The following is a 22,711-nucleotide window of genomic DNA, read 5'->3' as shown; positions in this document are numbered from 1 at the left end:
TGGGCGTCAGTCGCGCATCTTCTCTTTGTACTTCTTGAGCTGACGTTTCATCTGCTCTACCACCAGGTCGGTGGCTTCTTCGAAAGAGCGGGCCTGCTCGGTGCCCAGCAGCGTGTTTTGGGGCACCAGCAGTTTCACTTCCACGATTTTATTTCCGTTCTGTTTGTTTTTGTCGAGTTTGAGGTACACCTGCGCATCGACGATGCCGTCGAAGAAGGTGGCCAGCTTAGCGCATTTCTGCTGGATGAAGGAGGTCAGTCGCCGGTCAGCATCGAAGTGGATCGATTGGATTGTAACGTTCATGTCGGCTCCTTTCTTGGTAAAAGGTGATGACTGAATTTACTAATCCTTACGTGCTTTGGGGTGCGCTTTCTTATAAATTTCTTTCAACCGGGCAATGGAGTTATGCACGTATACCTGAGTTGCCGCTAGCGAAGAATGGCCTAAAAGCTCTTTCACGGCGTTCAGATCTGCCCCATTGTCAACCAAATGGGTAGCAAAAGTATGTCTAAGGACGTGTGGAGAACTTTTGGAGAGGCTGCCAATAGCCGCCAGCCGGTCGTGGACGATGCGATGGACGAGTGCCTCATATGCAGGGCGGCCGCGGTCTGTGAGCACCAGCACGGGTATGGGCTCGAATGCAGATGCCTGTAATTCAGCCAGATAAATATCCAGGGCGTCGCGAACGGGCTGGCCGAAGGGGACGATTCGCTCTTTGCGGCCTTTGCCCATTACCTTGAGTTGGCCGCGGGCAAAGTCAATATCCGGCAGGCGGAGCGAGAGGATTTCGGAGCGGCGGAGGCCACAGCCATAGAGCAGCTCCAGCACCAGTCGTTGTCTGGCACCAGAGAGACCCTCTGGATAGGGTGCGTCCAGTACACGCTGAATATCAGCCTCGGTGAGGAAGGAAGCGAGCCGCTTGGGAATTTTAGGCAAAGGGAGCCGTTTGGCCACATTGGCGGGCACCCACCCCTGGCGCTGGGCCCAGTCGAGAAAGGTGCGAACGGCGGAGAGCTTACGACGGAGGGTGCTGCGCTCAAGATCAAGTGAGAGGAGCCAGAGGCGCACGTGCTGGCGTGTCAGCTTGGAAAGCTGGGTGGGCTGGTCGACATCTACTACGCTGGGGGCGTCGTCAGAAACGCAAAAACGACCCAGCGAAGCCAGGTCGTTTTCGTATGACAGGACAGTATGATCCGAGAAATTGCGCTCGTAGCGGAGATACTCGGTAAAGCCTTTCAGTGCAGACCCTGACATATCGGAAAGATAGCAGGGGGCACGGGAGAATTAAACCTCCTGGGCCTGGATGTAGTTGGTGCGGCGGATGGCACGCTTCACTACCTCGCGGCGAGCAACGGACGGAGGCGTGTAGTACATGCGGCTGCGTACTTCCTTCAGGATGCCAAGGCGCTCGAATTTCTTCTTGTAGCGACGCAGGGCTTTATCTAGGGTTTCGCCTTCCTTTACTTCGACGATGATCATACGTGTGAAACTGCGGTGTTCGATTTGGTATGGACGGCAAAAGTAGCTGACTCTTGTGGATTTCGCAAGTTTTCTTCCACAGAAAACGTAGCTGCTATCCACTATTTTTGAGAATGGCGCCTGTATACCCCTACCGTACCCTCCTGACTGCCTTGCTCTACCTGAGCCTGACCGCCCTGGCGATGGCCCAGACACAACGAGCCGCGGAGGGCCCCGCCGATAAAATGCCCTATCAACTGTATGATGCCAATGGGCGACGTGCTACTTTCCGCGACCTGCTGAATGCTGCTGCCAAAGCTGATGTGGTATTTTTCGGTGAACTGCACGACAATGTCATTGCCCACTGGCTGAGCTACGAACTGGCGCATGACCTGTTCAAGCGGAAGCAGAAAGTGCAGCTGGGTGCCGAGATGTTTGAGACGGACCAACAGGCGGTTCTGGACTCGGTGCTGGCCGAACAGATTCCGCTGGAGGAAATGGGCAAACACACGCGCACGTGGCCCAACTACCCCACCGATTACCAGCCGCTGGTACGCCTGGCGCTGGAGCATCAATTGGCTTTCTATGCTACCAATGTGCCCCGCAAGTACGCACGCTTGGTGTCGCGGCAAGGGGTGAATGCCCTGGACAGCCTGCCCGCGGCAGAAAAGGCCCTGTTTATGCCGCTGCCACTGGTGGTAGACTATGACCTGCCCGGCTATGCTGGCATGGCCAAGCTGATGGGCGCGCACGACGCCGCCGCCGCCAACTCGCCCGCCATGCGCAACATGATGGCCGCACAGGCCCTGAAAGACGCCACCATGGCATGGACCATTGCCCAGAACTACAAGCCAGGCTACACGTTTGTGCACGTCAATGGCAGCTACCACAGCAACCGACATAGCCAGAGCAGCCAGCAAGACGGCATTCCGTATTACCTGCAACGACTGAAGCCGGAACTGCGCATCCTGATTATCGACACGGTGGTGCAGCACGACCTGACGCCGCTGCAGAACGACAACCGCGGCCGGGCAGACTTTACCCTGGTGGTGCCCGACAGCTTTCCCCGCAGTTACTGACCCTCCCTATTATGGCAGTGACTGTAGACCGCTATCAGCTGGCAGAGTTGCCCGCTGCCGTGGAGGTGTATGCACTTTCGTTGATAGACCAATACTATGCCGACAGAGCGGTATGGGAAAACTCGCTGAAGCTGAACGACACGCTGTACGTGGCGCGCGAAGGACCACAGCTTTTGGGGGCAGCCATGGCAAAATGGGAGCCCCGGGAAATCGAGGTATTGGGGGCTACTGTACGGATGGTATACCTGGGCCTGACACTGGCAGCGCCCGCCGCCCGCGGAAAGGGCGTGGCCCCTACCCTGATGCGCCAGCTGTGGGAAGAAGTAAAAGCCGCTGAAACCCTTGGACGGCGTGGCCTGTACTTCCGCACTGCGACGCCAATGGCCTATTCAGCGGCACTGAAGGTTATGCAGAATCTGCAACCCCATCCGGATGGCAGCTGCCTGCTGGAACCCCTTGAGGTCTTACGGGCGCTGGCCCTGGCCCAACCCGGTGCACCCACCGAAACTCCCTATGTGGTGCGCGGTGCGGCGGGCTATCGGTACAGCGAAGCAGAAGGCCGCATCGTACGGGAGGCCCGCAAGGAAAACATTTCGCCCTCGGCAGAGCTGTTCCGGCGCTATGACATCAGGGCAGAGGCTGGTGACCGCCTGCTGTGCGTGGCGCTGTTCAGCTAGGCAGGGAAATGTACACATCCATCTCGCCCTCGGTGTCGGGATGATAGCGGGGGTCGTAGCGCTCGTAATCCACCTTGTAGGCACGGGGATATGGGCGCTGCCAGATTTCTTCCCAAGCGGCCATCACGGCTTCGCTGCCTTTGCCCTTGGCGGGATGATGGGCGTACTGGCCTGCTGGGATCTGAATGACGCGCATGCCTTCTGGCGCAACCGTCTCGGCTGGCACCTTCATGCCAATGAGAAAAGTGTAGGCGCCGTTCTCGTCGGATTCGTACTCGGTGTAGACGCCGTAAAAAGCGTCTTCCTGCACTTTGGGAATCTGCGAGAAGATGCCTTCAGAGAAAAACTTATACCACGCCTGGCTGATGGTTTCCTCGGCTTCGTGGTTGGTGGTGCGGATGGCAATGCCACAGACCGTGAAAGCCGGCCGGTCAATGAAAGTGTAAGACATGCGTGTGAGTGAGCGATAAATCGACCGTAATATAGGATTATCCGCCACTAAAATGACGGATAATCCGGCAAAAATCAGATGCGTTTCAGCGCAGCTTCATACACCCGCCGCATACCTTCTTCCAGCGAGACCCGTGGGCGAAAGCCTACGCGGTCGGCAGCGTAAGAGGGGTCGCTGTAGCGGCTGTGGACACCCACGGGCTTGTCGAGCAGGGGCTTGATCTGGGGCTCATAACCTGCGAATTTGGCCATGAGGGCAATGATTTCGCGGAAAGACGTGAGCTTACCAGAGCCGATATTGATGGCGGTGCCGTCAGAGATGTGCTGAAGGGCCAGCAGGATGGCGTCGATGCAGTCGTCGATATGGACGAAGTCGCGGCCCTGATGGCCCGAGCCCCATACCTCGAAGGGATCCTCGCGGCGGGCGGCGCGGGCAGCGATGGCGGGGATTGGATACGACAGGTCCTGGTCTTCGCCATAGCCACTGAAGGGCCGCACGCAGGCTACATGTACGCCGTAATGCTGCGCGGCAATCTGGGCCAGGTACTCGCCTGTGAGTTTGCTCCAGCCGTAGGTCATGTCGGGCTGGCCCAGGCGGCTGCCGAAGTTGATATCGGCCTCGCGGAGGGCAATGGCCCCCTCCGTGCCCTGCAGGTCAACGGGATAGGCGGCACTGCTGCTGGGATACATTACACGGGCAGGCTTGTAGCGCACGACCCAGTGGAAGAACTCGGCATCAATGGCAAGGTCCTGTGCGACAGACATGGGGTCGCCGTCTATTTTGGCCCGGCCACCCACAATGGCCGCAAAGTGAAAAGCGTCGGCGATGCGGGCGCCTGCGGGCAGCCCCCATACGCGCTGAAGGTAGTCGGCGTGTTCACTGATGCCGCGGAGGAAGACCCGGAAGTCGGTAGACAGCAGCAGCAGACGGTTGCCAGGGCCATAGGCACGGATTGTACCATCGCCCACGGTAACACCTGTTCCTGCGTTGGCGAGCCATTGGTCGGGGGTGGTACCAGTGGACAGGTCGTCTACCACCAGCAGGGTGTCGGTGGTGGTGGCAAGAAGGCGCTTGACAAGGTTACGGCCGACGAATCCGCAGCCGCCAGAAACGAGATGGTAGTTCATGAAGGTCGGTTGGTCTCAGACGGTTTCGCCAATGAGATAATGGTTACGGTCTCCAGCAGCACGGGAGATGAGTTCGGCCAGGAAGCCAGCGAGAAACAGCTGCACACCAATTACTACCGCTACGAGGCCTAGGTAGAACAGCGGTTGTTCGGTTACCTGGCGGACACTGGTTTTGAGCACGTGGTTGGCGTAGAGCTTGTCAATGATAAGATAGGCGGCCAGCGAGAAGCCCGCCAGCATACTGAGAATGCCCATTGTGCCAAAGAAATGCATGGGGCGGCGCTTAAATCGCAGCACGAACGTCAGCGACAGGAGATCTAGAAAGCCGTTGACGAAGCGCTCGAGGCCGAACTTGGTGTGACCATACTTGCGAGCACGGTGCTCCACCACTTTCTCGGTGATGCGAAAGAAGCCAGCATCCTTGGCGAGATAGGGAATGTAGCGGTGCATTTCGCCATATACCTCGATGCTCTTTACCACCTTGGCGCGATAGGCCTTGAGGCCGCAGTTGAAGTCGTGCAGATGGATGCCCGTCATTTTGCGGGTCACCCAGTTGAAGAACTTGCTGGGGATGGTCTTGCTCAGGGGGTCGTGACGGGTCTTCTTCCAGCCGCTGACGAGGTCATAGCCCTGGTTGGCAATCATGTCGTAGAGGGCCGGGATTTCATCGGGGCTGTCCTGCAGGTCGGCATCCATGGTAATGACGACTTCACCTTGGGTGTGGGCAAAGCCTACATTGAGTGCGGCCGACTTGCCATAGTTGCGCTGAAAGCGGATGCCGCGCACGGCAGGGTACTGCTGTTTGAGCGCAAGGATGGTGTCCCAGCTTTTGTCCTTGCTGCCGTCGTCGACAAGCAGAATCTCGTGCGAGAAGCTATGGGCCTGCATAACGCGTGTAATCCAGGCTACTAGCTCAGGGAGCGACTCCTGCTCGTCGTACAGCGGCACTACCACGCTGATCTGTAAGGCTTTGTCTGCCATAAGGCTATGCTGCGAGGGCACAGTGGGTGCCACAGGGCGCAAAAATAGCGAATGTGGCGGCAGGAACCGCGCTCAGGCCTCGGGATCGTCGTCGGCCAGGCGGAAGAGCTCTTCGCGGTCGTTGCCATCCAGCGTTACCAACCGTGCGGTAAGCAGATTGATAAGCAACTCGGCTGTCTGGTCGGGGTCCAGCATCAGCACGGCCCCAAGCTCGCGCTGGGTGGCATGTGGCACCTTGGCCAGATAGGCCAGCGCCTCGCGTTCTACGTCGCCAAACCGGATATGCCCTTCCACGCCCTGGGCGTCGCGACGCAGGAATTCCTCAACCAGTGGGCTTGCCAGTACGGTTTTGTCGTTGATTCGCAGGAAAATGCGCCACTCGTCGTTTTCGGCGCGGGCCAGGTGGGGCTTGCTGTAGCTCTCAGGCACAACAACCTGCAACACCGCCATTCCCTTGTATTCGTGCATTTTGTACTCGAACCGCACAGGGGGTTGGCAGAAGACCCTGGCGGCGGAGTCTATCATGTACATCTCTTCCTCAGATCGAATGCCCGAGATGGTGCCATTGTCGCGCACCCCCACCAGCAGGCTTCCGCCATGCGTATTGGCGAAGGCGACGAGCGTGCGGGCAATCTTCTTGGCACTGGAAATCGTCTTCTTGAAGTCGAGCGAGGGGCCCTCCCCTTCCGCAATCAGCTTCACCAGAGGATGTACGGCAAAGTGCATAGCGAGCGTAATGAGGCCTACGATTTCGTAACACCCACTATGCATCCGTGGTTCGGAGCAAAGTGTATGTCTTACACGAATGTACGGTGAAAGCCGAGCTGGCGTTCAGCGGGTCAGGGAAATGAACTGCCACAGCCACGCACGACTGTTTGTTATGCTGAGAAAAAACAGCCGCAGGGTTATGTAAAAATGTAGTTTGTCTAGTGAATTGGTCTACCGATGATTTGCCGCGCCCGTTGATCGACGGAAGGTTAAAGCGACTTTTGTTTTTCACAATTAGACGGTTTCTTAAAGCAAGGGGGTGTAGATATTTGCAGTGTGAAAACCCCCAACACAGCTGTCGTACTGTTCAGTGGCGGCCAGGACTCCACCACCTGTCTGGCGTGGGCGCGCCAGCACTTCGAAAGCGTGCACGCACTGGCATTCGACTATGGCCAACGACACAGTATCGAGCTGACACAGGCACGTACAATTGCCTGGCTGCTTCAGGTGCCGTTTGCTGTGCAGCCTATGCCCCTACTTACACAGCCCGGCAGCAATGCCCTCACCGACCATACACTGGAGGTAGACACCGCAGGAACCAGTACAGGCACCGTGCCCAACACGTTTGTGCCGGGGCGCAACCTGCTGTTTCTGTCGCATACAGCAGCCTATGCCTACCAGATTGGCGCACACGACCTCGTAAGTGGCATGTGCGAAGCCGACTTCAGTGGGTATCCCGACTGCCGGCGGGGCTTCGTGGATGCAGCAGAAACCGCAATTTCGCTGGCCATGGATACACCTTTCCGCATTCACACTCCGCTGATGCACCTGGACAAAGCCGCTACCTGGAAGCTGGCAGAAGAGCTGGGTGCGCTGGAACTGGTGGTGCAACACAGCCACACCTGCTACAATGGCGACAGGCAGCACCTGCACGCGTGGGGTTACGGTTGTGGCCAGTGCCCAGCCTGCCACCTGCGCCAGCGCGGCTATGAACAGGCATTCGGAAAAGACCGTTAACCTTTTTGGGGGATTAAACCTCCCCGATACTTGTTACGTGACAGAACTGTATATTGTGGTATGATGCGATTGATTCTCTGTTTTCTAACCAGCCTGGTTCTGCTGGGCGCCGTCCCGGCCGATAGGCCTGTCGACAGCGCAAAAGCTGACCGCATTGTAGGAGAATGGGTTACAGAGGGTGGCAAGAGCAAGGTGCGCATTACGCGGAACTCCGATGGCACATACATCGGCACCATCGTATGGCTGCGCGACCCCAAGCGCGCCGACGGCTCGAACAAACTCGATGACAAAAACCCGGATCCTAAACTGCGTAACCGTCCCATCGTAGGCCTGCGGATTCTTCACAGCCTGCGTTTCGACGAGGACGAAGATGAGTGGACTGATGGCAAAGTGTATGACCCCGAGAAGGGCAAGGAGTACAGCTGCTACATCAAAATGGGCGACAATAAGACAATGAACCTCCGAGGGTATATCGGCTTCTCGATGATTGGCCGCACCAGTACCTGGACACGCTGAGTTCTTCAAACAAAACAAACCTACCAGAAGAGGGCTGCTGTCGGCAGCCCTCTTCTGTTTTCAGGCAACTCAGCCGATGGGGCGGGTGGCACGGAGCATGTGCCGTTTGCCGCCAAAACCCCTCAGGCGCTCCACGGTATAGCCAGCCTCGCGCAACAGCCGTTTCACAGCGCCTGTAACTGAAAAAGTGACAAGGCAGCCCCCCGGTTTCAGGGCTTGCATTGCAGCCAGCAGTGCGCGCTGCTGCCACAACACCTCGGCGTCGGAAGGGGCAAAGGCATCGTAGAACACGACATCAACCGGATGGGGCACGGGCCACTCGGGCCAGGGGGCGTGTGTGAGGTGCAGCACACTGTTTTGCCACCTGCCGCTGACACCCTGCACCGCCAACTCCGTAAGCGCCGCCGGAAAGGCAAGGTGCTGATAGTACTGCGTAAGCAGTGCGGGAGGCAACGGATGCGGTTCGCAGGAGAAGAACTCCAATTCGGTGTTGGGGTGTGCTGAGGCGGCTTCGGCAGCCAGACAGAAGTTGAGGCCCGTTCCGAAGCCGATTTCCAGTACGCGCACCACCCCACCCTGCGCCAGAAGCGCCTCCAGCTTTCCGGCATTGAGGTATACGTGAATGCTCTCGGAGCGGGCACCCGCCATTGAGTGATACGTGAGATGCGTGCCCGGGAACCGGAGCGTTGGGCTGCCGTCTTCCGTCAGAACAATCTCAGGCAAAACTGGATGACTCATACGCGATCAGTGCCGGACAAGTGGCAGTCTGTTAGGCACAACAGGAGCGGAAAGGGTATCGGCGCCGAGGTATTCATCCCAATCTTCTTCGGTGTCGTCGTCCAGTGGCACAAGAGGCCGAAAGCGGGCGGTGGAGTCGTCGGAAGTATCCTTGAAACGCCTGCGCACTTCGTCAATCGCCGGACCGGAGAGCCGGACATTGGCGGACGAGGTCATCTCGCGCTGCTCAGGCGTAATGATCTTTCGGGCCTCCATCAGCCCTGCCAGCAGCCGGAAGTATCCTTCGGCATCCGGCCGCAGGGTGCCGTCCTGCAGAAACCAGTACGCGAAAGCGCGCGGACGTGGCACGATCATGGTAAGGAAGATCGCCTCATCCACGTAAATCTGCGACGGCGACTTGCCGAAATAATAGCGGGCGGCTTCGGAAATGCCGTATACGTTTGGCCCCCACTCGATGATGTTGAGGTACACTTCCAGCATACGCTCCTTGCTCACCAGGCGGCGGTTCTCTATCAGCCAAACGATGAGGGCTTCTTCCAGCTTACGGCCCAGCGTTTTCTCTGGCGTGAGGTAGGCATTCTTCACCAACTGCATGGACACCGTGCTGGCGCCACGGGCAAAGCGGCCCTGCCGGAAGTTCTCCGCGATGGACTTGCGGATGGCTTCCTCATTGAAGCCACGGTGCCACATGAAGCTGCCATCTTCCGATGTCAACAGAGCCTCGCGGGCATAGAGGGAGATGTCGGCCAGGGGCGTGAAGTCCGGGTTGGAATCGGAGATGGAGAGCACGCGCCCGGTGTGGAACGTCCGCAGGCGGAAGGGGCCACTGATTTTGGCGAGGTTAACGGCGCCGTAGCGGGTAATCTGGAAATCGGGCGAGGCGGTAAAGGCGACATCCAGTTTCAGGCTGTCGGGCTGCTGTGAGGTAAAATCAAAGTTCAACTGATAGCCCAAACGTCCTTTAGCCTTGAGGCCCACAAAACTCTCAAACAACGCCGGCGGCAGCGCATCGAAAAACTGCTGGGCTTCTGTTTCCGGCATACGGAATGCCAGCGCCAGCGTGGTATCGGCCCCCAGATTGAGCCGGAAGGCAGGCCGGAGGTCCAGCCCATTGAGCCAGACACGTGACGCAGAATCCAATTGCAATTCGCTTTCAGCGGCCGATAACGACAGCTCGGCGCGTACCTGTTTAATCTGCACTGTTTCGCGGGCCAGCCGGGGCTGTGCAAACAGCAATCCTGAAGCTTTCACATTGGCCGCAATGGCAACTTCGTCCGACTCGATGTCCCATTCGCGAATGAGTACTTCGGCCGAGTCGGCACCAATACCCACCTTCAGTCTGTCGGACAGGAACGGTAACTGCACAACCTCGGCCGGGCCCTGACGGCGAACCAGCGATGCAAAGAAACCCTCGGACGTACGACGGCCCGAGACCTGCCACTGCTGGTTTTCCAGCAGCGTCGCCACCATCAGATGCCCCTCCTGCCAGATAAGTGAGTCCAGCCGGTCAGTGAATGGCTGGGTCTCCGTGCGGGTTTCGATGAGCACGTTGACGATGCGGGCGTCATCGGGCAAAAAACGCTCGATCAGTCGCCAGGGCGCATACACGGCCGCAGGAAAATCGGGAAATCCCGCGTCAGCCTTACGGGCTGTATCAGGTTGGGTGACGGGGGCCGTCGGCAGGTTTCGGGTACTGTCTTCGCAGGCGATGATGCAGACACGAGCGGTGTCAACCTCCAGCGAAGCGAGTTCTACCGAGCCCACAAACAACGGCCAGAAGCGCACGGAAGCCTCACCACGGTTCAGAAGCAGCAGGGGCTCGGCGCCGGGTTTGCCAATGCGCACGCCGCGTAGTTGCACGGTTTTAAAGCCGGTAAGCTCGGCGGCCTGCCACTGAAAACTGAGACCCCGTCGGGCCGCGCGCGCCTGCACACTTGACAGGGCTCTATTCAGCAGCCAGCCGCGGACGCCCAACACTTCGAGGACGGAGCCCAGCATCACAATACCCAGCAGCGAACCCACCATCCATTTGCGGACAGAAGACAGTTGACGCCACCAGGTGAGTATCTGCATGGAGGGGAGATCAGCGGGCCGGAACAGCCACAGAGGTGAGTGGGGTTACGGTGCCAGCCAACGGCAGTTCGGCCAGCGGCGAAAACTCGCGGAACAGGCGACCGGGCCGCCCTTCCATCGCTGGCTGCGCTGCCACATCCAGCAGGAAAAGGGTCGAAGCAGGCGTCTCCTTCTCAACTGAAATGAGTGGCTGTCTAAGAATCTTTCTGCCAGCAACCAACAACGATGCCAACACCTTTTCCAGACTTACAGTTTTGTGCTGCACAAGCGTCAAGAGGGCGCTGAAAGTGCCCTGGAGGGTTGGGCCATTGGGCTCGGCGAAGTCAAACTCCAGCTGTTTGGTTTCGCGCGACATGGGGGCGTGATGGCTGTCGATGGTATCCAGGGTTCCGTCAAGCCAGGCAGCCAGCAGCGCCTGCCGGTCAGCCTCGGAACGCAGAGGCGGGAACAGCCGGTAGCGGCTGTGGAAAGCGGCCAACACGGTTTCGTTGAGCAGCAGATGGGCGGGGGAAGTACCAGCCGTAACGTTGAGGCCCTGAGCTTTGGCTTCGCGAATGAGTGCCACCCCCTCGGCCGTCGTGACTGGGCTGATGTGCAGGCTTCCGCCAGCATAGGCCAGCACCTTCAGGTCGGAAGAAATCCGGAGAGTTTCGGCCAGCACGGGTGCTGCTTTCAGACCCAATGCCGTAACGAACGGTGTTTCGGCGGCAGTGGCTGTTCCGAAAATACTCTGGTGCACCGGAAGCTGGAATATGGGACGCGGCTCGGCCTGGAGGTATTGCAGAGAGCGCATCAGGAGCCCAGCATCCTGCAGGGGGTGTGCACCGTCGCTGAAAGCAACAGCGCCTGCAAGGGCGAGGTCGCGCAGCTCGGTCATGTGTTTGCCCTGCATCTGCTGGGTAAGGGCAGCGGCAATTTCCAGTTGCAGGCCTGTGTTGCGGCCACGCTGCCGAATGGCCATCAGGGCATCGGCTTCCTCAATGGGGGCCACGCTGTTGCCGTGGCCTACGACCAGCGAGTAGCCGCCCTGACGGGCGTCGGCAGCGAGGTCTTCCAGACTGCCGCGGTCTTCGTGGCCGGGATCGGAAAGATATGTTACGAGATCGCAGAAGCCGGGAGACAGCAGCGCGCCGTTGCCCTGCACTGTCGGCAGCCCGACGGGCATTTCGCCGCCCACCTGCGCCACCTTCCCTGCATGAAACAGCACATCGGTAGCAGCGGCAATCTCAACGCCCTGCGGGGTGCAGATGATCGGGCGGACATTGGCCAGGATGCAGTCGGGGAAAGAGGCTGTAGCGGACACGGGACAGAACAATTGGGGCCGAAAGTTAGGGCTTTTGGGGCTAGCGGGTAAAACGTGACAGGATAGCTTCGGCCAGCAACGCCAGCAGCGCCACCAGAAGCCACCAGCGCCAGAGAGTAGGCCCCTTGGCTTCATCGGCAAATGCGCGCGACGCTACCGCCGGAGCGTCATCTGAAACCAGTACCTGTCTAATACCATTATCAGTAATGATTTGCTGCCAATCCACAGCACTTACGGGAGTTAAGTCTGACTCCACATCAGGCAGATTCAGACCCAGTCGGGCTACGAGCGAGTCGCCCTGAAAGACCTGCCAGTTACCACTGCGCAGGGGCATCCGCTGCAACTGAAACGCTGCCAGCCCCGCCCCTACCCGCTGCGTGGGAATGGCGGTCAGTGAATCGTGCAGGCGCAGCTCGATGCGGTCGCGGAGCGGAGTGGGCAATTCCACCGTTACTGGCGAGCCAAGCGGGTATGCCAACGGCTGGTCCTGCGAACCACCCAGAAACTGAGTCAGCCTGTACATGAGCGGTACAAACAGGCTCACACGGTCAAGGTCTGCGTAATCGGCGGCCAAGGGCACAGTCCAGGTCACCAGCCGACCTTTTCCCAGGCGCTGCGTCACCGTTACGGGCAAACCGGTTTCTGTTTTCAGAAGTATGGTAAAAGGCTGGGCAGGAGTTGGTGTGAAGCGATAAAGCTGCCGGATGTGTGGGCTGTCAAACTCGATTTTACCAGAAGAAACTACCGAGGCATTGAACAGCCCAGAAAGAAGCGGTTCCTTGAGGTCGGGAGGCTGGCAGACTACCGGCGCTGGGAATGACTCCCCATTGGCCCATGTTCCGGCCCCTAACTGCGCATACAACTGCGCCACCGCGTCTGTTTGGCCCACGGCAGGGAAAATCATCACCCCCCCACCCTGTTTCACGAACGCATCCAGAGAGGCCAACTGGCCGCTGGTAAGGCGCTCGGGTGCAGCCAGTACGACGAGCGCAAAGTCGGCCAGCTCGGTAGCTGAAAGTTGTGCGCGGCCAATGATCTCGGCTTTAACAGCTGGAAGTGCCTGTTTATACAAACGCTCCAGCGGCTCACGGGCGGGCGCATCGGCGACTACCAGCACACGATAGGCCGAGGGTGTGTACAGAGAGAAAAAGCGGGTATTGTCAAACGAGATGGCAGGGTCGTCGATCGTAATCGTCCCCTCCTGCCAGCCAGCCCGGGCAGCCGAGAGCATCACCTCCCGCCGCACAGAACTTCCGGCCGGGATATCCAGTGTGGTAGAGCCCGCCAGTTTGCCGCCCAATTCCACCCGCACCGATATGTCTTTGACGGCACTGGCGCGTGAATTATGTGCAGAGAACAGGAGCTTTACCGGCTGCTGTGGATCTACCACGGGCTCTGCCAGCACTATTTCTGACAGATACAGGTTGCCGGGCAACTGAGGCTGTCCGATACGAAGCCCCACAAACTGAAAGGAGGAGTCGGCTGGTGGCACATAGGCCAGCGAATCCGACAGGCCTTTGGTAAAGTCGGAGAGCAGATAGAGCGACCGGGCAGGGCGTGTGGCCGAGCGGAAAAACGAAGGAGCGGCCAGCACAAGCCGGCCCAAGCCCACTGCCTGCTCAGAAAGGCGGCTGGCATCTACTGCTGCCAAAAGCGACCGAGCTGGCACAAAGCCTCCACCGGGCCTGAGGTCGGAGAGCACCTGCAACTGAAACCGATCATTGGGACCAGCAGCCATCAGCAGACTGCGGGCGGCTTCCTTGGCCTGCTGAAAACGCTGACCGTCGCCATCCTGCACACTCATGCTGGGCGAATTATCTAGCACGATAACGACATCGCGCCCCCCTGCCGCCAGCGATTGCCCGTCGGAGCAGCTGGGGCCAGCAAAGGCAATCACCACCGAGGCTACTGCCAACAGGCGCGCGGTCAGCAACAGATAGCGCCAAAGCTTCAGGCGCTTCTGGACGGCTTGCGCCACGGCCTGCACCCAACGCACCTGCGTGAATTTCAGCACTTTTGGGCGCCGAAAATTGAAAAAGTGAACGAGAATGGGTATGGCCAGGGCCAATAAGGCCCACAGCATCCAGGGCTGTGCAAACATTGGTCCCAAGATAGTATCCGCAGACGAAACGGCCTAGTTGTTGGTTTCTGCCCAATTGGGTGTTCATCTAAGAGATTTTGCGTAAGCAGTAATTCGTAACTTTACCCTGAACTAGCCTAACAACATGTACTCACCTCTACGAACACACCTGGTACGTGCGGGCCTTGTGCTGATGCTGGCAAGCGGTGCGCAGCAGGCTGTTGCCCAAGACTTTCTGGGTATAGCCAACAGCAACAATGCTGGCATTCTGGGGTTGGACCTGAACCCCGCCAACATCGTCGACAGCCGTTTTCGCTTCGATGTAGGCATCGCGGGTAACATGCAGTTCTGGAACGACCATATCGGCCTGCGCACCAACCAATTGTTCAATGCCAGTGCCTGGGGCGACCTGTCGGTGAAAAACTACAGTTCGTCTATTTTCCGGGAGAATATGGACAACACGCTTAAAAACGTGTATGCCAACGCCAGCATCATGTGGCCGTCGTTCATGCTCACAACGTCGCCAAGGTCGGCCATTGCGCTCACGCTGCGCAGCCGTATTCTGGCATCCTTCACGGACGTAGACTCACGTTTGGCGCGCATGGTCATTACAGGATTCGAGGCAGAAGATCTGCTGGACCGGCCACTTGCGAACAACGAAGTCAATATGCAGGTAAGCACCTTTCAGGAGGTCGGCTTTACCTATGGCCGGGTGCTGTTCGACAAGGGCAAGCACTTCCTGAAAGCTGCGGCCAGGGCGAAGTATCTTATTGGCACCAACTCGTTCTACGCACAGGCCAGCAACCTCAACTATCAGTTCTACAACCGCGACAGTCTTCAGCTGAACCAGGGTACGCAGTTCCGATATGGCTTCAGCGATGGGCTTGAGTTTCGCAACATCGGCCAGAGCTTCACAGATGTATCGCCACGCGCCACCCCAGGCGTGGGCTTTGATATCGGCTTTGTGTACGAGTTCCGACCCCGCTATCGCGACTTCCGTTACGAAATGGACGGAGAGACCGACCTGCCCACCCGCGACCAGAATAAGTATCGTTGGAAAATCGGCCTGTCGATCACCGATATTGGCCGTGTCTACTATAAAAAAGGTGGGAAGGCCAACGAAGCTTACGAACTGCTGGTAGCCAATGGCAACGGCGCACCGCCCGCTGGACCCAACCAGTATCTCTGGGACATTGGTATCTATCGCAACCAGACCATGGCGCAGATTTCGGCTGACCTTCGCTCTCGCTTCACCACTGTGCGCGAGGAAGGCGAATACAGTGTGTCGCTGCCCACAAAAGTGAGCCTCCAGGTAGACTTCCGTGCTACCCGCAACCTGTTCCTGAATCTTACTACAGTCAATTCAATCATCAACGAGCGCCGCGGCACCCGCACTGCCAGCTTCTACATGCTGACGCCGCGCTTCGAGGGCAAACGCTTTGATGTAGCATTGCCACTCTCCGTTAGCAACCTCGGTGACTTCAACATGGGTGTAGCCGCACGTCTGGGCCCGGTGATGGTAGGCAGCAACTCGCTGCTGTCGTTTGCTGTGAAAGAGGAGATCAAGTCCATTGACTTCTTCTTCGCCGTACGCGTACCGCTGCGTCACCCCCGCCCTGCCGACAAAGACAAGGACAAGGTATCGAACGGCCGCGACAAGTGCCCGGATGTATTTGGCACCTGGGAATTCGAGGGTTGCCCCGACACCGATGGCGACCACATCCCCGACAGCGAGGATAAGTGCCCCGAACAGCCAGGCCTGCCGCAGTTCTTCGGTTGCCCTGACACCGATGGTGATGGCGTGCCCGACTCGCTGGACGGCTGCCCCGACAAACCCGGCCAGCGCAGCAACGGCGGTTGCCCCGCTGGTGTCGCCCCTACCAACAACGGCAACGGCGGCAACTGACATCTGCCAAAAAGCATCAACCGCCCCACCATCTGCTGACAAACTGGCCATGCCAGCGACAGTAGTGGCGGGGCGGTTTGCCATTACGGCAGTTCAAGTAATAACTTCCGACAGCTTTTCCGGTTCGAAAGGGTTTGCACAGGCTTTGATGCCCTTTCCTCGACCCATTCAAGCAACATGAACCTGAACAATCTGACCATCAAAAGCCAGGAAGCCCTGCAGGACGCAGCCGAGATTGCGAAACAGCACGGCCAACAGGCCATAGAGCCCGGCCACCTGCTGAAGGCTCTGCTCAACTCCGACGAATCGGTCATTCCGTTTCTGCTAAAGAAGCTGGACGTGAATGTGAATCAGCTAGGCACCAAACTGGCTGATATCCTGGCTGGCTACCCCAAGGTATCGGGTGCCAGCGGCCAGCAGTATCTTTCCAGCGACGGCTACAAGGTGATAGACCTTGCAGACAAAGAAGCAGGCGCACTGAAAGATGAATTCGTGAGCCTGGAGCACATGCTGATGGGCCTGCTGAAAGCCGGGGACAAAACGGCCCAGCTGCTCAAAGATCAAGGGCTGACGGAAAAAGGCCTAAAGAAAGCCGTTGAGGAAATGCGTGGCGGCCAGCGCGTGACCGACCAGAACGCCGAGAACAAGTATAACAGCCTGAAGCGCTTCTCCATCAACCTGACGGAGCTGGCCCGTGAAGGCAAGCTGGACCCCGTCATTGGCCGCGATGATGAAATTCGCCGCGTGCTGCAGATTCTCTCGCGGCGCAGCAAGAACAATCCGCTGCTCATTGGGGAGCCGGGCGTGGGCAAAACCGCCATTGCCGAAGGGCTGGCCCACCGCATCATCACGGGCGACGTACCCGAGAACCTGAAGAGCAAAACCATCGTGTCGTTGGACATGGGGGCGCTGCTGGCAGGTGCCAAATACCGTGGCGACTTTGAGGAGCGCCTGAAAGCTGTGGTGAAGGAAGTGATTGCCTCTGACGGTGAAATCATCCTCTTCATCGACGAAATCCACACGCTGGTGGGTGCTGGCCGCACCGACGGCGCCATGGACGCAGCCAACATCCTGAAGCCTGCACTGGCCCGCGGCGAACTGCGCGCCATCGGTGCTACTACTCTGGCCGAGTACCAGAAGTACATAGAGCAGGACAAAGCCCTGGAACGCCGTTTCCAGACCGTATTTGTAAACGAACCCGATACCGAAGACGCCATCAGCATTCTGCGGGGTCTGAAGGAGAAATACGAGGTGCACCACGGGGTGAAAATCACCGATGGGGCCATCGTATCGGCAGTGGAGCTGTCACAGCGCTATATCAGCGACCGTTACCTGCCCGACAAAGCCATTGACCTGATGGATGAAGCCGCCGCCAAGCTGCGCATGGAGATAGACTCCATGCCCGAAGAGCTGGACGAGCTGGAGCGCCGCATCCGCCAGTTGGAAATTGAGCGGGAAGCCATCCGCCGCGAGAAAGACGAACGCAAAGTGGAGGAACTGTCCGAGCAGATAGCTAACCTGAGTGAGCAACGAAATGCCCTGCGCGCCCAGTGGCAGAACGAGAAGGAGCTGATACAGCAGATCCGCAGCGCACAGGAAAGCATCGAGCAACTGCGCATGGAAGCCGACCGCGCCGAGCGCAATGCCGACTGGGGCAAGGCTGCCGAAATCCGCTATGGCCGTATCATAGACCTGGAAAAGACCATTCAGCAGTTGCAGCACCAGCTGGGCAACCTCAGCAAGAACCGCCGCCTGCTGAAAGAGGAAGTGGAATCGGAAAACATCGCAGAGGTAGTGAGCAAGTGGACAGGTATTCCGGTGAACCGGATGCTGGAAAGCGAGCGCGACAAACTGCTGCGCATGGAAGCCGAACTGCACAACCGCGTAGTGGGCCAGGACGAAGCCATCGAGGCTATCAGTAACGCCATCCGCCGTTCGCGGGCCGGCTTGCAGGACCCCAAGCGGCCCATAGGCTCGTTCATCTTCATCGGCTCCACTGGTGTGGGCAAAACCGAACTGGCACGGGGCCTGGCCGACTATCTCTTCAATGACGAGAATGCACTGGTACGCATCGACATGTCGGAGTATCAGGAGAAGCACGCCGTCAGCCGCCTGATTGGCGCCCCTCCCGGCTACGTAGGCTACGATGAAGGCGGCCAGCTGACAGAGGCCATTCGCCGGCGCCCCTACTCCGTAGTGCTGCTGGATGAGATTGAGAAGGCCCACCCGGATGTGTTCAATATCCTGTTGCAGGTACTGGATGATGGCCGCCTGACCGACAACAAAGGCCGCACGGCAAACTTCCGCAACACCATCATCATCATGACCAGCAACTTGGGTGCCCACCTGATTCAGGAACGCTTTGCCAATCTGCTGGACGAGGACCGTGACACCATCATGGCCCGCACCCGACTGGAGATATTCGAGCTGCTGAAGCAGAGTCTGCGGCCCGAATTCCTGAACCGGATTGATGAAATCATCATGTTTACACCGCTGAACCGCAGCGAAATCCGGCAGATTGTGGAGCTGCAGGTGAAAAGCCTGGCACAGATACTGGAAGGCAACGGCATCCGACTGAGTTTTACAGACGCAGCACTGGATTGGCTGGGCCAGCTGGGCTATGACCCCCAATTTGGGGCACGGCCACTCAAGCGCGTAATGCAGCGAAAAGTGATCAATGAGCTGTCGAAGAAAATCCTGGCGGGAGAAGTCGTCCGCGATTCCGCCATCGAAGTAGACCTTGGCTCTGCGCAGGAGATCGTTTTCCGCAATGTTTCGCCGGTGGAAGCCTAACACTGGGGATAACTCATTTGATGTAAAAATCGGCCCGATTAACTCGGGCCGATTTCATTTTGGGAAAGCCCCATTTTTAGCCCCGTAGGTTTCTACGTTTTTTTGCGTAGAATTGTAGCGGGAAAACCAGATACCTTCTAAACTCCAAACTGGAGGGAGGCTCCATGAATAAACCGATACGCGTATTGCTGGTTGACGATCACCAGATTATCCGAGATGGCATCAAGGCTCTGCTGCGCGATGCGTCCGATATACAGATCGTAGGCGAAGCGGACAATGGCCGTCAGGCGCTAGAAATGCTGGCTGACAGCCCAGTGGATCTCGTCATCATGGACGTCAACATGCCGGAAATGAATGGCATCGAGACGACGCAGCGCGTACTGAAAGATTTCCCAGGTATTCCCGTCCTGTGCCTCTCCATGCACGATGAGGTAGAGTACATCTCCAAGATGCTGCAAGCAGGCGCCTCGGGTTACATTCTGAAGAACAGCGGCCGCCAGGAACTGCTGAACGCCATTTACCGCATCAGCATGGGCGAAAAATACTTCAGCAACGAAGTATCGTACGCCGTGATGATGACCTACATCGGCGGCATGCAGCCCGGATCGGCCCCTACCGCCACGGCCACGCCTGTGCAGAAGCATGCCGTGCAGCTGACCAAGCGCGAAATCGAAATCATCAAACTGATTGCCAACGAGATGACCAACCAAGAGATTGCCGATAAGCTCTCCATCTCGCTGCGCACCGTCGATACCCACCGCCGTAACCTGCTCCAGAAGCTGGGCGTCAAAAACACGGCTGGCCTGGTGCGCTACGCCATTCAGCAAAATCTGATCGACTGACATTCAGTCTTTTACCACCAAAGCCTCCTGTCCGGGAGGCTTTTTTATTGCCTCATTTAGACGATAATTCCGTCATTTAACGTAATATTGACGTAATTATCGTCTGTTATGGGGCGCGAACTTGGACGCTGCATCGCTTTGGTAGACTGCAACAACTTCTACGTTTCGTGTGAGCGGAAATTTGACCGTGCGCTGCGCGACGTGCCTGTAGTGGTATTGTCGAGCAATGATGGCTGCATCATTGCCCGCAGCGAGGAAGCCAAGGCACTGGGAATTGCGATGGGCGCCCCGCTGTTTCAGGTGCGCGACCAACTGCGACAACAGCGGGTGCGGGTGCTGTCGGCCAATTTCGAATTGTATACCGACATCTCGGCCCGCATCATCACCGTACTGGAACGCGAAGCACCCAAGGTGGAGGTGTACAGCATTGACGAAGCCTTTCTGGAGCTCGATGGCATGTCGCGCTACGTCAGCGCCGAGAGCTTCTGCCATCGGCTGCGGCAGCAGATCTGGGATGAACTGGAAATCCCTGTCTCCATCGGTATCGGCCCCAGCAAGGTGCTGGCCAAGGTAGCCAACCGTCTGGCCAAGAAGGCCAAGACTACCTACGTGGGCACTCTCATGGACCAAGCGCAGCACAAACCCGTGTTGGAAACCCTGCCGGTGGGCGACGTCTGGGGCGTAGGCTGGCGAATCGCCGAACGACTGAAAGCCGCCGGTATACACACAGCCTGGGCACTGCGCGAACTGTCGCTGGTAGACCCACTGCTGCACAGTGTTGTAGAAACCCGCGTGGTGAAGGAGCTGCGGGGACAGTCGTGTCTGGAGGTCGAAGAAGACCATACGCCCAAGGTGCAGATTGGCTCCAGCCGCTCGTTCGGCAAGCCCGTGACAGCCCTGCACGAACTGGAGGAGGCCGTGTGCCACTTCATTGCCATTGCGGCGCTGAAGCTGCGCAAACAGCGCTCGGCGGCACAGATCATCACTGTGAGCCTGCGCACCAACCGCTTTGCCAAGGACGAGCCTTATGTGAAGCAACACCGCAGCATCCGCCTGCCGATTGCACAGTGCAGCACGCCCGAACTGCTGAAGCCTGCATTGCAGCTGGTGCGCGAGCTGTACAAGCCGGGTTTGCGATACAAGAAAGCGGCCGTGCTGCTGACGGGCATTGAGCCCGAGGCCGCGGTACAGGCCAACCTCTTTGCACCTCCGCCCCGCCAGCGGCTGGCCTTATTGGACCACACCACCGATGAACTGAACGCACGGTTCCGCGAGATGAAGGTGTATTGGGGCCGCAGTTCTGGCCTGACACCCACGGGCCAGCGCAAGGCCTGGATGCCCCTCTCGGAGCAGCGGAGCAAACACCGCATGAATGATGTGTCGGAAGCCGAACGCGACCGTACCCGGCCCTGGTGGTAACACGGCTACAATGATTTACCCGAAAATCACTACTGCCACGTAAGGGATTACACTTACATTTGTATGTATCAATACTGTTAGAAGACTCTCTTTTAAGCGTTTGAGCGAACGAACCAACTGACTGAACTACCTCTCGTTCTGCCCCAAACCTGCCCTCTCATGTTCAGCAACAACGATCTGGCCGACGACCTGTTGGTCTTTGCCGAGGAGACCACTGTCAGTACGGGCGATAACACGCCCTGGAAGATACTGGTGGTGGATGACGAGCCTGACCTGCACAGCGTGACCCGTCTGGCGCTGTCGGAAATAGAGTTTGATGGTCGCCCCGTGAAACTCGTGAGCGCCCACTCGGCTGCCGAAGCCAGGCAGATTCTGGTGGCGGACGATGACTTTGCACTGGCGTTCCTCGACGTAGTGATGGAAGAGGACGAAGCGGGTTTGGCACTGGTGCGCTACATACGCGAAGTTCTGGGTAACCGCCGGATCCGTCTGGTACTTCGTACTGGCCAGCCTGGCATGGCGCCCGAGCGCTTCGTCATTGAGAACTACGATATCGACGACTACCGCTCCAAGACCGAACTGACGGCCATGAAGCTGTACACCGCGGTTATTGGCGCGCTGCGGGCCTACAAGGAACTGATGCGCGTTGAGCGGCTGGTAGAGCAGCGTACGGCCGAGATACGCGAAATCAACACTGAACTCCAGAACGTCAACAACGACCTGCTGGACAGTATCAACTATGCCAGGCGAATCCAGTTGTCCATCCTGCCGTCAGACAACCGCATTCAGAATGTGCTGCCCAGCTTCATGGTGTTCTATGAGGCCAAGGACATCGTTTCAGGTGACTTCTATTGGTTCTATAACCAGGGCCCTTACGTATTCTTTGCGGCAGTAGACTGCACCGGTCATGGGGTGCCCGGCGCATTCATGTCAATGCTGGGTTACAGTCTGCTGAACCAGGCGGTGTCGTCATCTGGCAGTCTGGAGCCCAGCGCGGTACTGGAGCGGGTGCGCCAGTTGCTGGTCGAAGCCCTGAGTCAGGCCGACTATAATATCGGGCACTCGGCAGACGGAATGGATATCGCCCTGTGCCGCATGGACACGACCTCCAACACCCTGCAGTTTGCGGGTGCCCGGCGCCCACTGTATATCTGCCATGCCGACTGCACGATGGACGTCTACGCGGGTACACGCTGCTCCATCAGCGCGAAGGAACAGGGCAGTTTCGAACAACGGGAGATTCAACTACAACCAGGCGACACCTGCTACATCTTCACTGATGGCATTACTGACCAGTTTGGCGGCCCCGACAGCCGCAAGCTGACAGCGCCCCGTCTGCGCGAGTTTCTGCAACAGCTTCAGGCCCTGCCCTTCGACACCTACAAAGGCCGCCTGAAAGACTTCTTCGAGCGCTGGAAAGGTGGCGAGAAGCAGACCGACGATATTCTGGTGATGGCCCTGCGCGTATGACGCCCAACAGGAGTTCAATACTGAAAACGGCCAGGGATTTCCTTGGCCGTTTTCGATAAATCCAATCTGGCAG

General features: G+C 58.1%; 20 protein-coding genes. 9 read left to right on the top strand and 11 right to left on the bottom strand.

The features are described 5' to 3' along the window. Positions 1 to 6: 6 nt before the first annotated feature. Genes hpf through rpsU form a run of 3 tightly spaced genes read right to left on the bottom strand, consistent with a single transcriptional unit; the run spans position 7 to position 1,479 of the window. Positions 7 to 303: a ribosome hibernation-promoting factor, HPF/YfiA family gene (gene hpf / locus AC2D8O_RS08320; RefSeq protein ID WP_484678358.1), complete on the bottom strand. Its 297-nt coding sequence runs from the start codon at positions 301 to 303 to the stop codon at positions 7 to 9. A gap of 39 nt (positions 304 to 342) precedes the next feature. After that, on the bottom strand, positions 343 to 1,254 hold the full coding sequence (locus tag AC2D8O_RS08315; protein ID WP_484678357.1) for a tyrosine-type recombinase/integrase: 912 nt from the start codon (positions 1,252 to 1,254) through the stop codon (positions 343 to 345). Between the two features lie 30 nt (positions 1,255 to 1,284). After that, positions 1,285 to 1,479: a 30S ribosomal protein S21 gene (rpsU, locus tag AC2D8O_RS08310; RefSeq protein WP_484678356.1), complete on the bottom strand. Its 195-nt coding sequence runs from the start codon at positions 1,477 to 1,479 to the stop codon at positions 1,285 to 1,287. A 113-nt stretch (positions 1,480 to 1,592) separates the two neighbouring features. On the opposite strand from rpsU, the gene AC2D8O_RS08305 reads away from it, so the two are divergent. Both AC2D8O_RS08305 and AC2D8O_RS08300 read left to right on the top strand, forming a co-directional pair. After that, complete coding sequence (locus AC2D8O_RS08305) at positions 1,593 to 2,537, top strand: ChaN family lipoprotein (RefSeq protein ID WP_484678355.1); 945 nt, start codon at positions 1,593 to 1,595, stop codon at positions 2,535 to 2,537. A gap of 11 nt (positions 2,538 to 2,548) precedes the next feature. After that, positions 2,549 to 3,214: a GNAT family N-acetyltransferase gene (locus tag AC2D8O_RS08300; protein ID WP_484678354.1), complete on the top strand. Its 666-nt coding sequence runs from the start codon at positions 2,549 to 2,551 to the stop codon at positions 3,212 to 3,214. Here AC2D8O_RS08300 and AC2D8O_RS08295 read toward each other — a convergent pair. The 4 genes from AC2D8O_RS08295 to AC2D8O_RS08280 all read right to left on the bottom strand — a co-directional run bounded on the left by AC2D8O_RS08295 (position 3,207) and on the right by AC2D8O_RS08280 (position 6,499). Continuing rightward, the gene (locus tag AC2D8O_RS08295) at positions 3,207 to 3,665 is read right to left on the bottom strand and encodes a GyrI-like domain-containing protein (protein ID WP_484678353.1); all 459 of its coding nucleotides are present in this window, start codon (positions 3,663 to 3,665) and stop codon (positions 3,207 to 3,209) included. The two genes, AC2D8O_RS08300 and AC2D8O_RS08295, sit on opposite strands and share 8 nt — an antisense overlap. Positions 3,666 to 3,739: 74 nt before the next feature. Beyond that, the gene (locus AC2D8O_RS08290) at positions 3,740 to 4,792 is read right to left on the bottom strand and encodes an NAD-dependent epimerase/dehydratase family protein (protein ID WP_484678352.1); all 1,053 of its coding nucleotides are present in this window, start codon (positions 4,790 to 4,792) and stop codon (positions 3,740 to 3,742) included. Between the two features lie 15 nt (positions 4,793 to 4,807). Continuing rightward, positions 4,808 to 5,773: a glycosyltransferase family 2 protein gene (locus AC2D8O_RS08285; RefSeq protein ID WP_484678351.1), complete on the bottom strand. Its 966-nt coding sequence runs from the start codon at positions 5,771 to 5,773 to the stop codon at positions 4,808 to 4,810. 72 nt (positions 5,774 to 5,845) lie between these two features. Further along, a complete protein-coding gene (locus AC2D8O_RS08280; RefSeq protein WP_484678350.1) occupies positions 5,846 to 6,499 on the bottom strand; it encodes an AlbA family DNA-binding domain-containing protein in 654 nt (217 codons plus the stop codon). A 318-nt stretch (positions 6,500 to 6,817) separates the two neighbouring features. Here AC2D8O_RS08280 and queC point away from each other — a divergent pair, with 318 nt between their 5' ends. After that, entirely contained in the window at positions 6,818 to 7,498 is a 681-nt protein-coding gene (gene queC, locus AC2D8O_RS08275; RefSeq protein ID WP_484678349.1) for a 7-cyano-7-deazaguanine synthase QueC, read from the top strand. Between the two features lie 60 nt (positions 7,499 to 7,558). Further along, positions 7,559 to 8,014 (top strand): DUF2147 domain-containing protein, encoded by a 456-nt coding sequence (locus tag AC2D8O_RS08270; protein ID WP_484678348.1) that lies wholly within the window; start codon positions 7,559 to 7,561, stop codon positions 8,012 to 8,014. A gap of 69 nt (positions 8,015 to 8,083) precedes the next feature. On the opposite strand, the gene mnmC2 is transcribed toward AC2D8O_RS08270, so the two are convergent. From mnmC2 to AC2D8O_RS08250, 4 genes are read right to left on the bottom strand one after another with little or no spacing between them, the layout of a single operon-like run. Next, complete coding sequence (mnmC2, locus tag AC2D8O_RS08265) at positions 8,084 to 8,752, bottom strand: tRNA (5-methylaminomethyl-2-thiouridine)(34)-methyltransferase MnmC2 (protein WP_484678347.1); 669 nt, start codon at positions 8,750 to 8,752, stop codon at positions 8,084 to 8,086. Positions 8,753 to 8,758: 6 nt separating this feature from the next. Beyond that, positions 8,759 to 10,825, bottom strand: a complete 2,067-nt coding sequence (locus tag AC2D8O_RS08260) for a biosynthetic peptidoglycan transglycosylase (protein ID WP_484678346.1) — start codon at positions 10,823 to 10,825, stop codon at positions 8,759 to 8,761. A gap of 10 nt (positions 10,826 to 10,835) precedes the next feature. Further along, entirely contained in the window at positions 10,836 to 12,128 is a 1,293-nt protein-coding gene (locus AC2D8O_RS08255; RefSeq protein ID WP_484678345.1) for an amidohydrolase family protein, read from the bottom strand. A 40-nt stretch (positions 12,129 to 12,168) separates the two neighbouring features. Next, positions 12,169 to 14,229, bottom strand: a complete 2,061-nt coding sequence (locus tag AC2D8O_RS08250; RefSeq protein WP_484678344.1) for a BatA domain-containing protein — start codon at positions 14,227 to 14,229, stop codon at positions 12,169 to 12,171. Between the two features lie 124 nt (positions 14,230 to 14,353). Here AC2D8O_RS08250 and AC2D8O_RS08245 point away from each other — a divergent pair, with 124 nt between their 5' ends. From AC2D8O_RS08245 to AC2D8O_RS08225, 5 genes are all read left to right on the top strand, one after another. Continuing rightward, entirely contained in the window at positions 14,354 to 16,114 is a 1,761-nt protein-coding gene (locus tag AC2D8O_RS08245; RefSeq protein WP_484678343.1) for a DUF5723 family protein, read from the top strand. A 177-nt stretch (positions 16,115 to 16,291) separates the two neighbouring features. Further along, positions 16,292 to 18,907 (top strand): ATP-dependent chaperone ClpB, encoded by a 2,616-nt coding sequence (clpB, locus tag AC2D8O_RS08240; protein ID WP_484678342.1) that lies wholly within the window; start codon positions 16,292 to 16,294, stop codon positions 18,905 to 18,907. A 164-nt stretch (positions 18,908 to 19,071) separates the two neighbouring features. Beyond that, the gene (locus tag AC2D8O_RS08235; protein WP_484678341.1) at positions 19,072 to 19,749 is read left to right on the top strand and encodes a response regulator transcription factor; all 678 of its coding nucleotides are present in this window, start codon (positions 19,072 to 19,074) and stop codon (positions 19,747 to 19,749) included. A 108-nt stretch (positions 19,750 to 19,857) separates the two neighbouring features. Next, positions 19,858 to 21,168, top strand: a complete 1,311-nt coding sequence (locus tag AC2D8O_RS08230; RefSeq protein WP_484678340.1) for a Y-family DNA polymerase — start codon at positions 19,858 to 19,860, stop codon at positions 21,166 to 21,168. Between the two features lie 159 nt (positions 21,169 to 21,327). Then, positions 21,328 to 22,638, top strand: a complete 1,311-nt coding sequence (locus AC2D8O_RS08225; protein ID WP_484678339.1) for a PP2C family protein-serine/threonine phosphatase — start codon at positions 21,328 to 21,330, stop codon at positions 22,636 to 22,638. Positions 22,639 to 22,711 lie beyond the last annotated feature (73 nt).

It is taken from the genome of Pontibacter sp. T17 (assembly GCF_057219875.1).
This window is presented reverse-complemented; position numbering and strand designations above follow the sequence as displayed.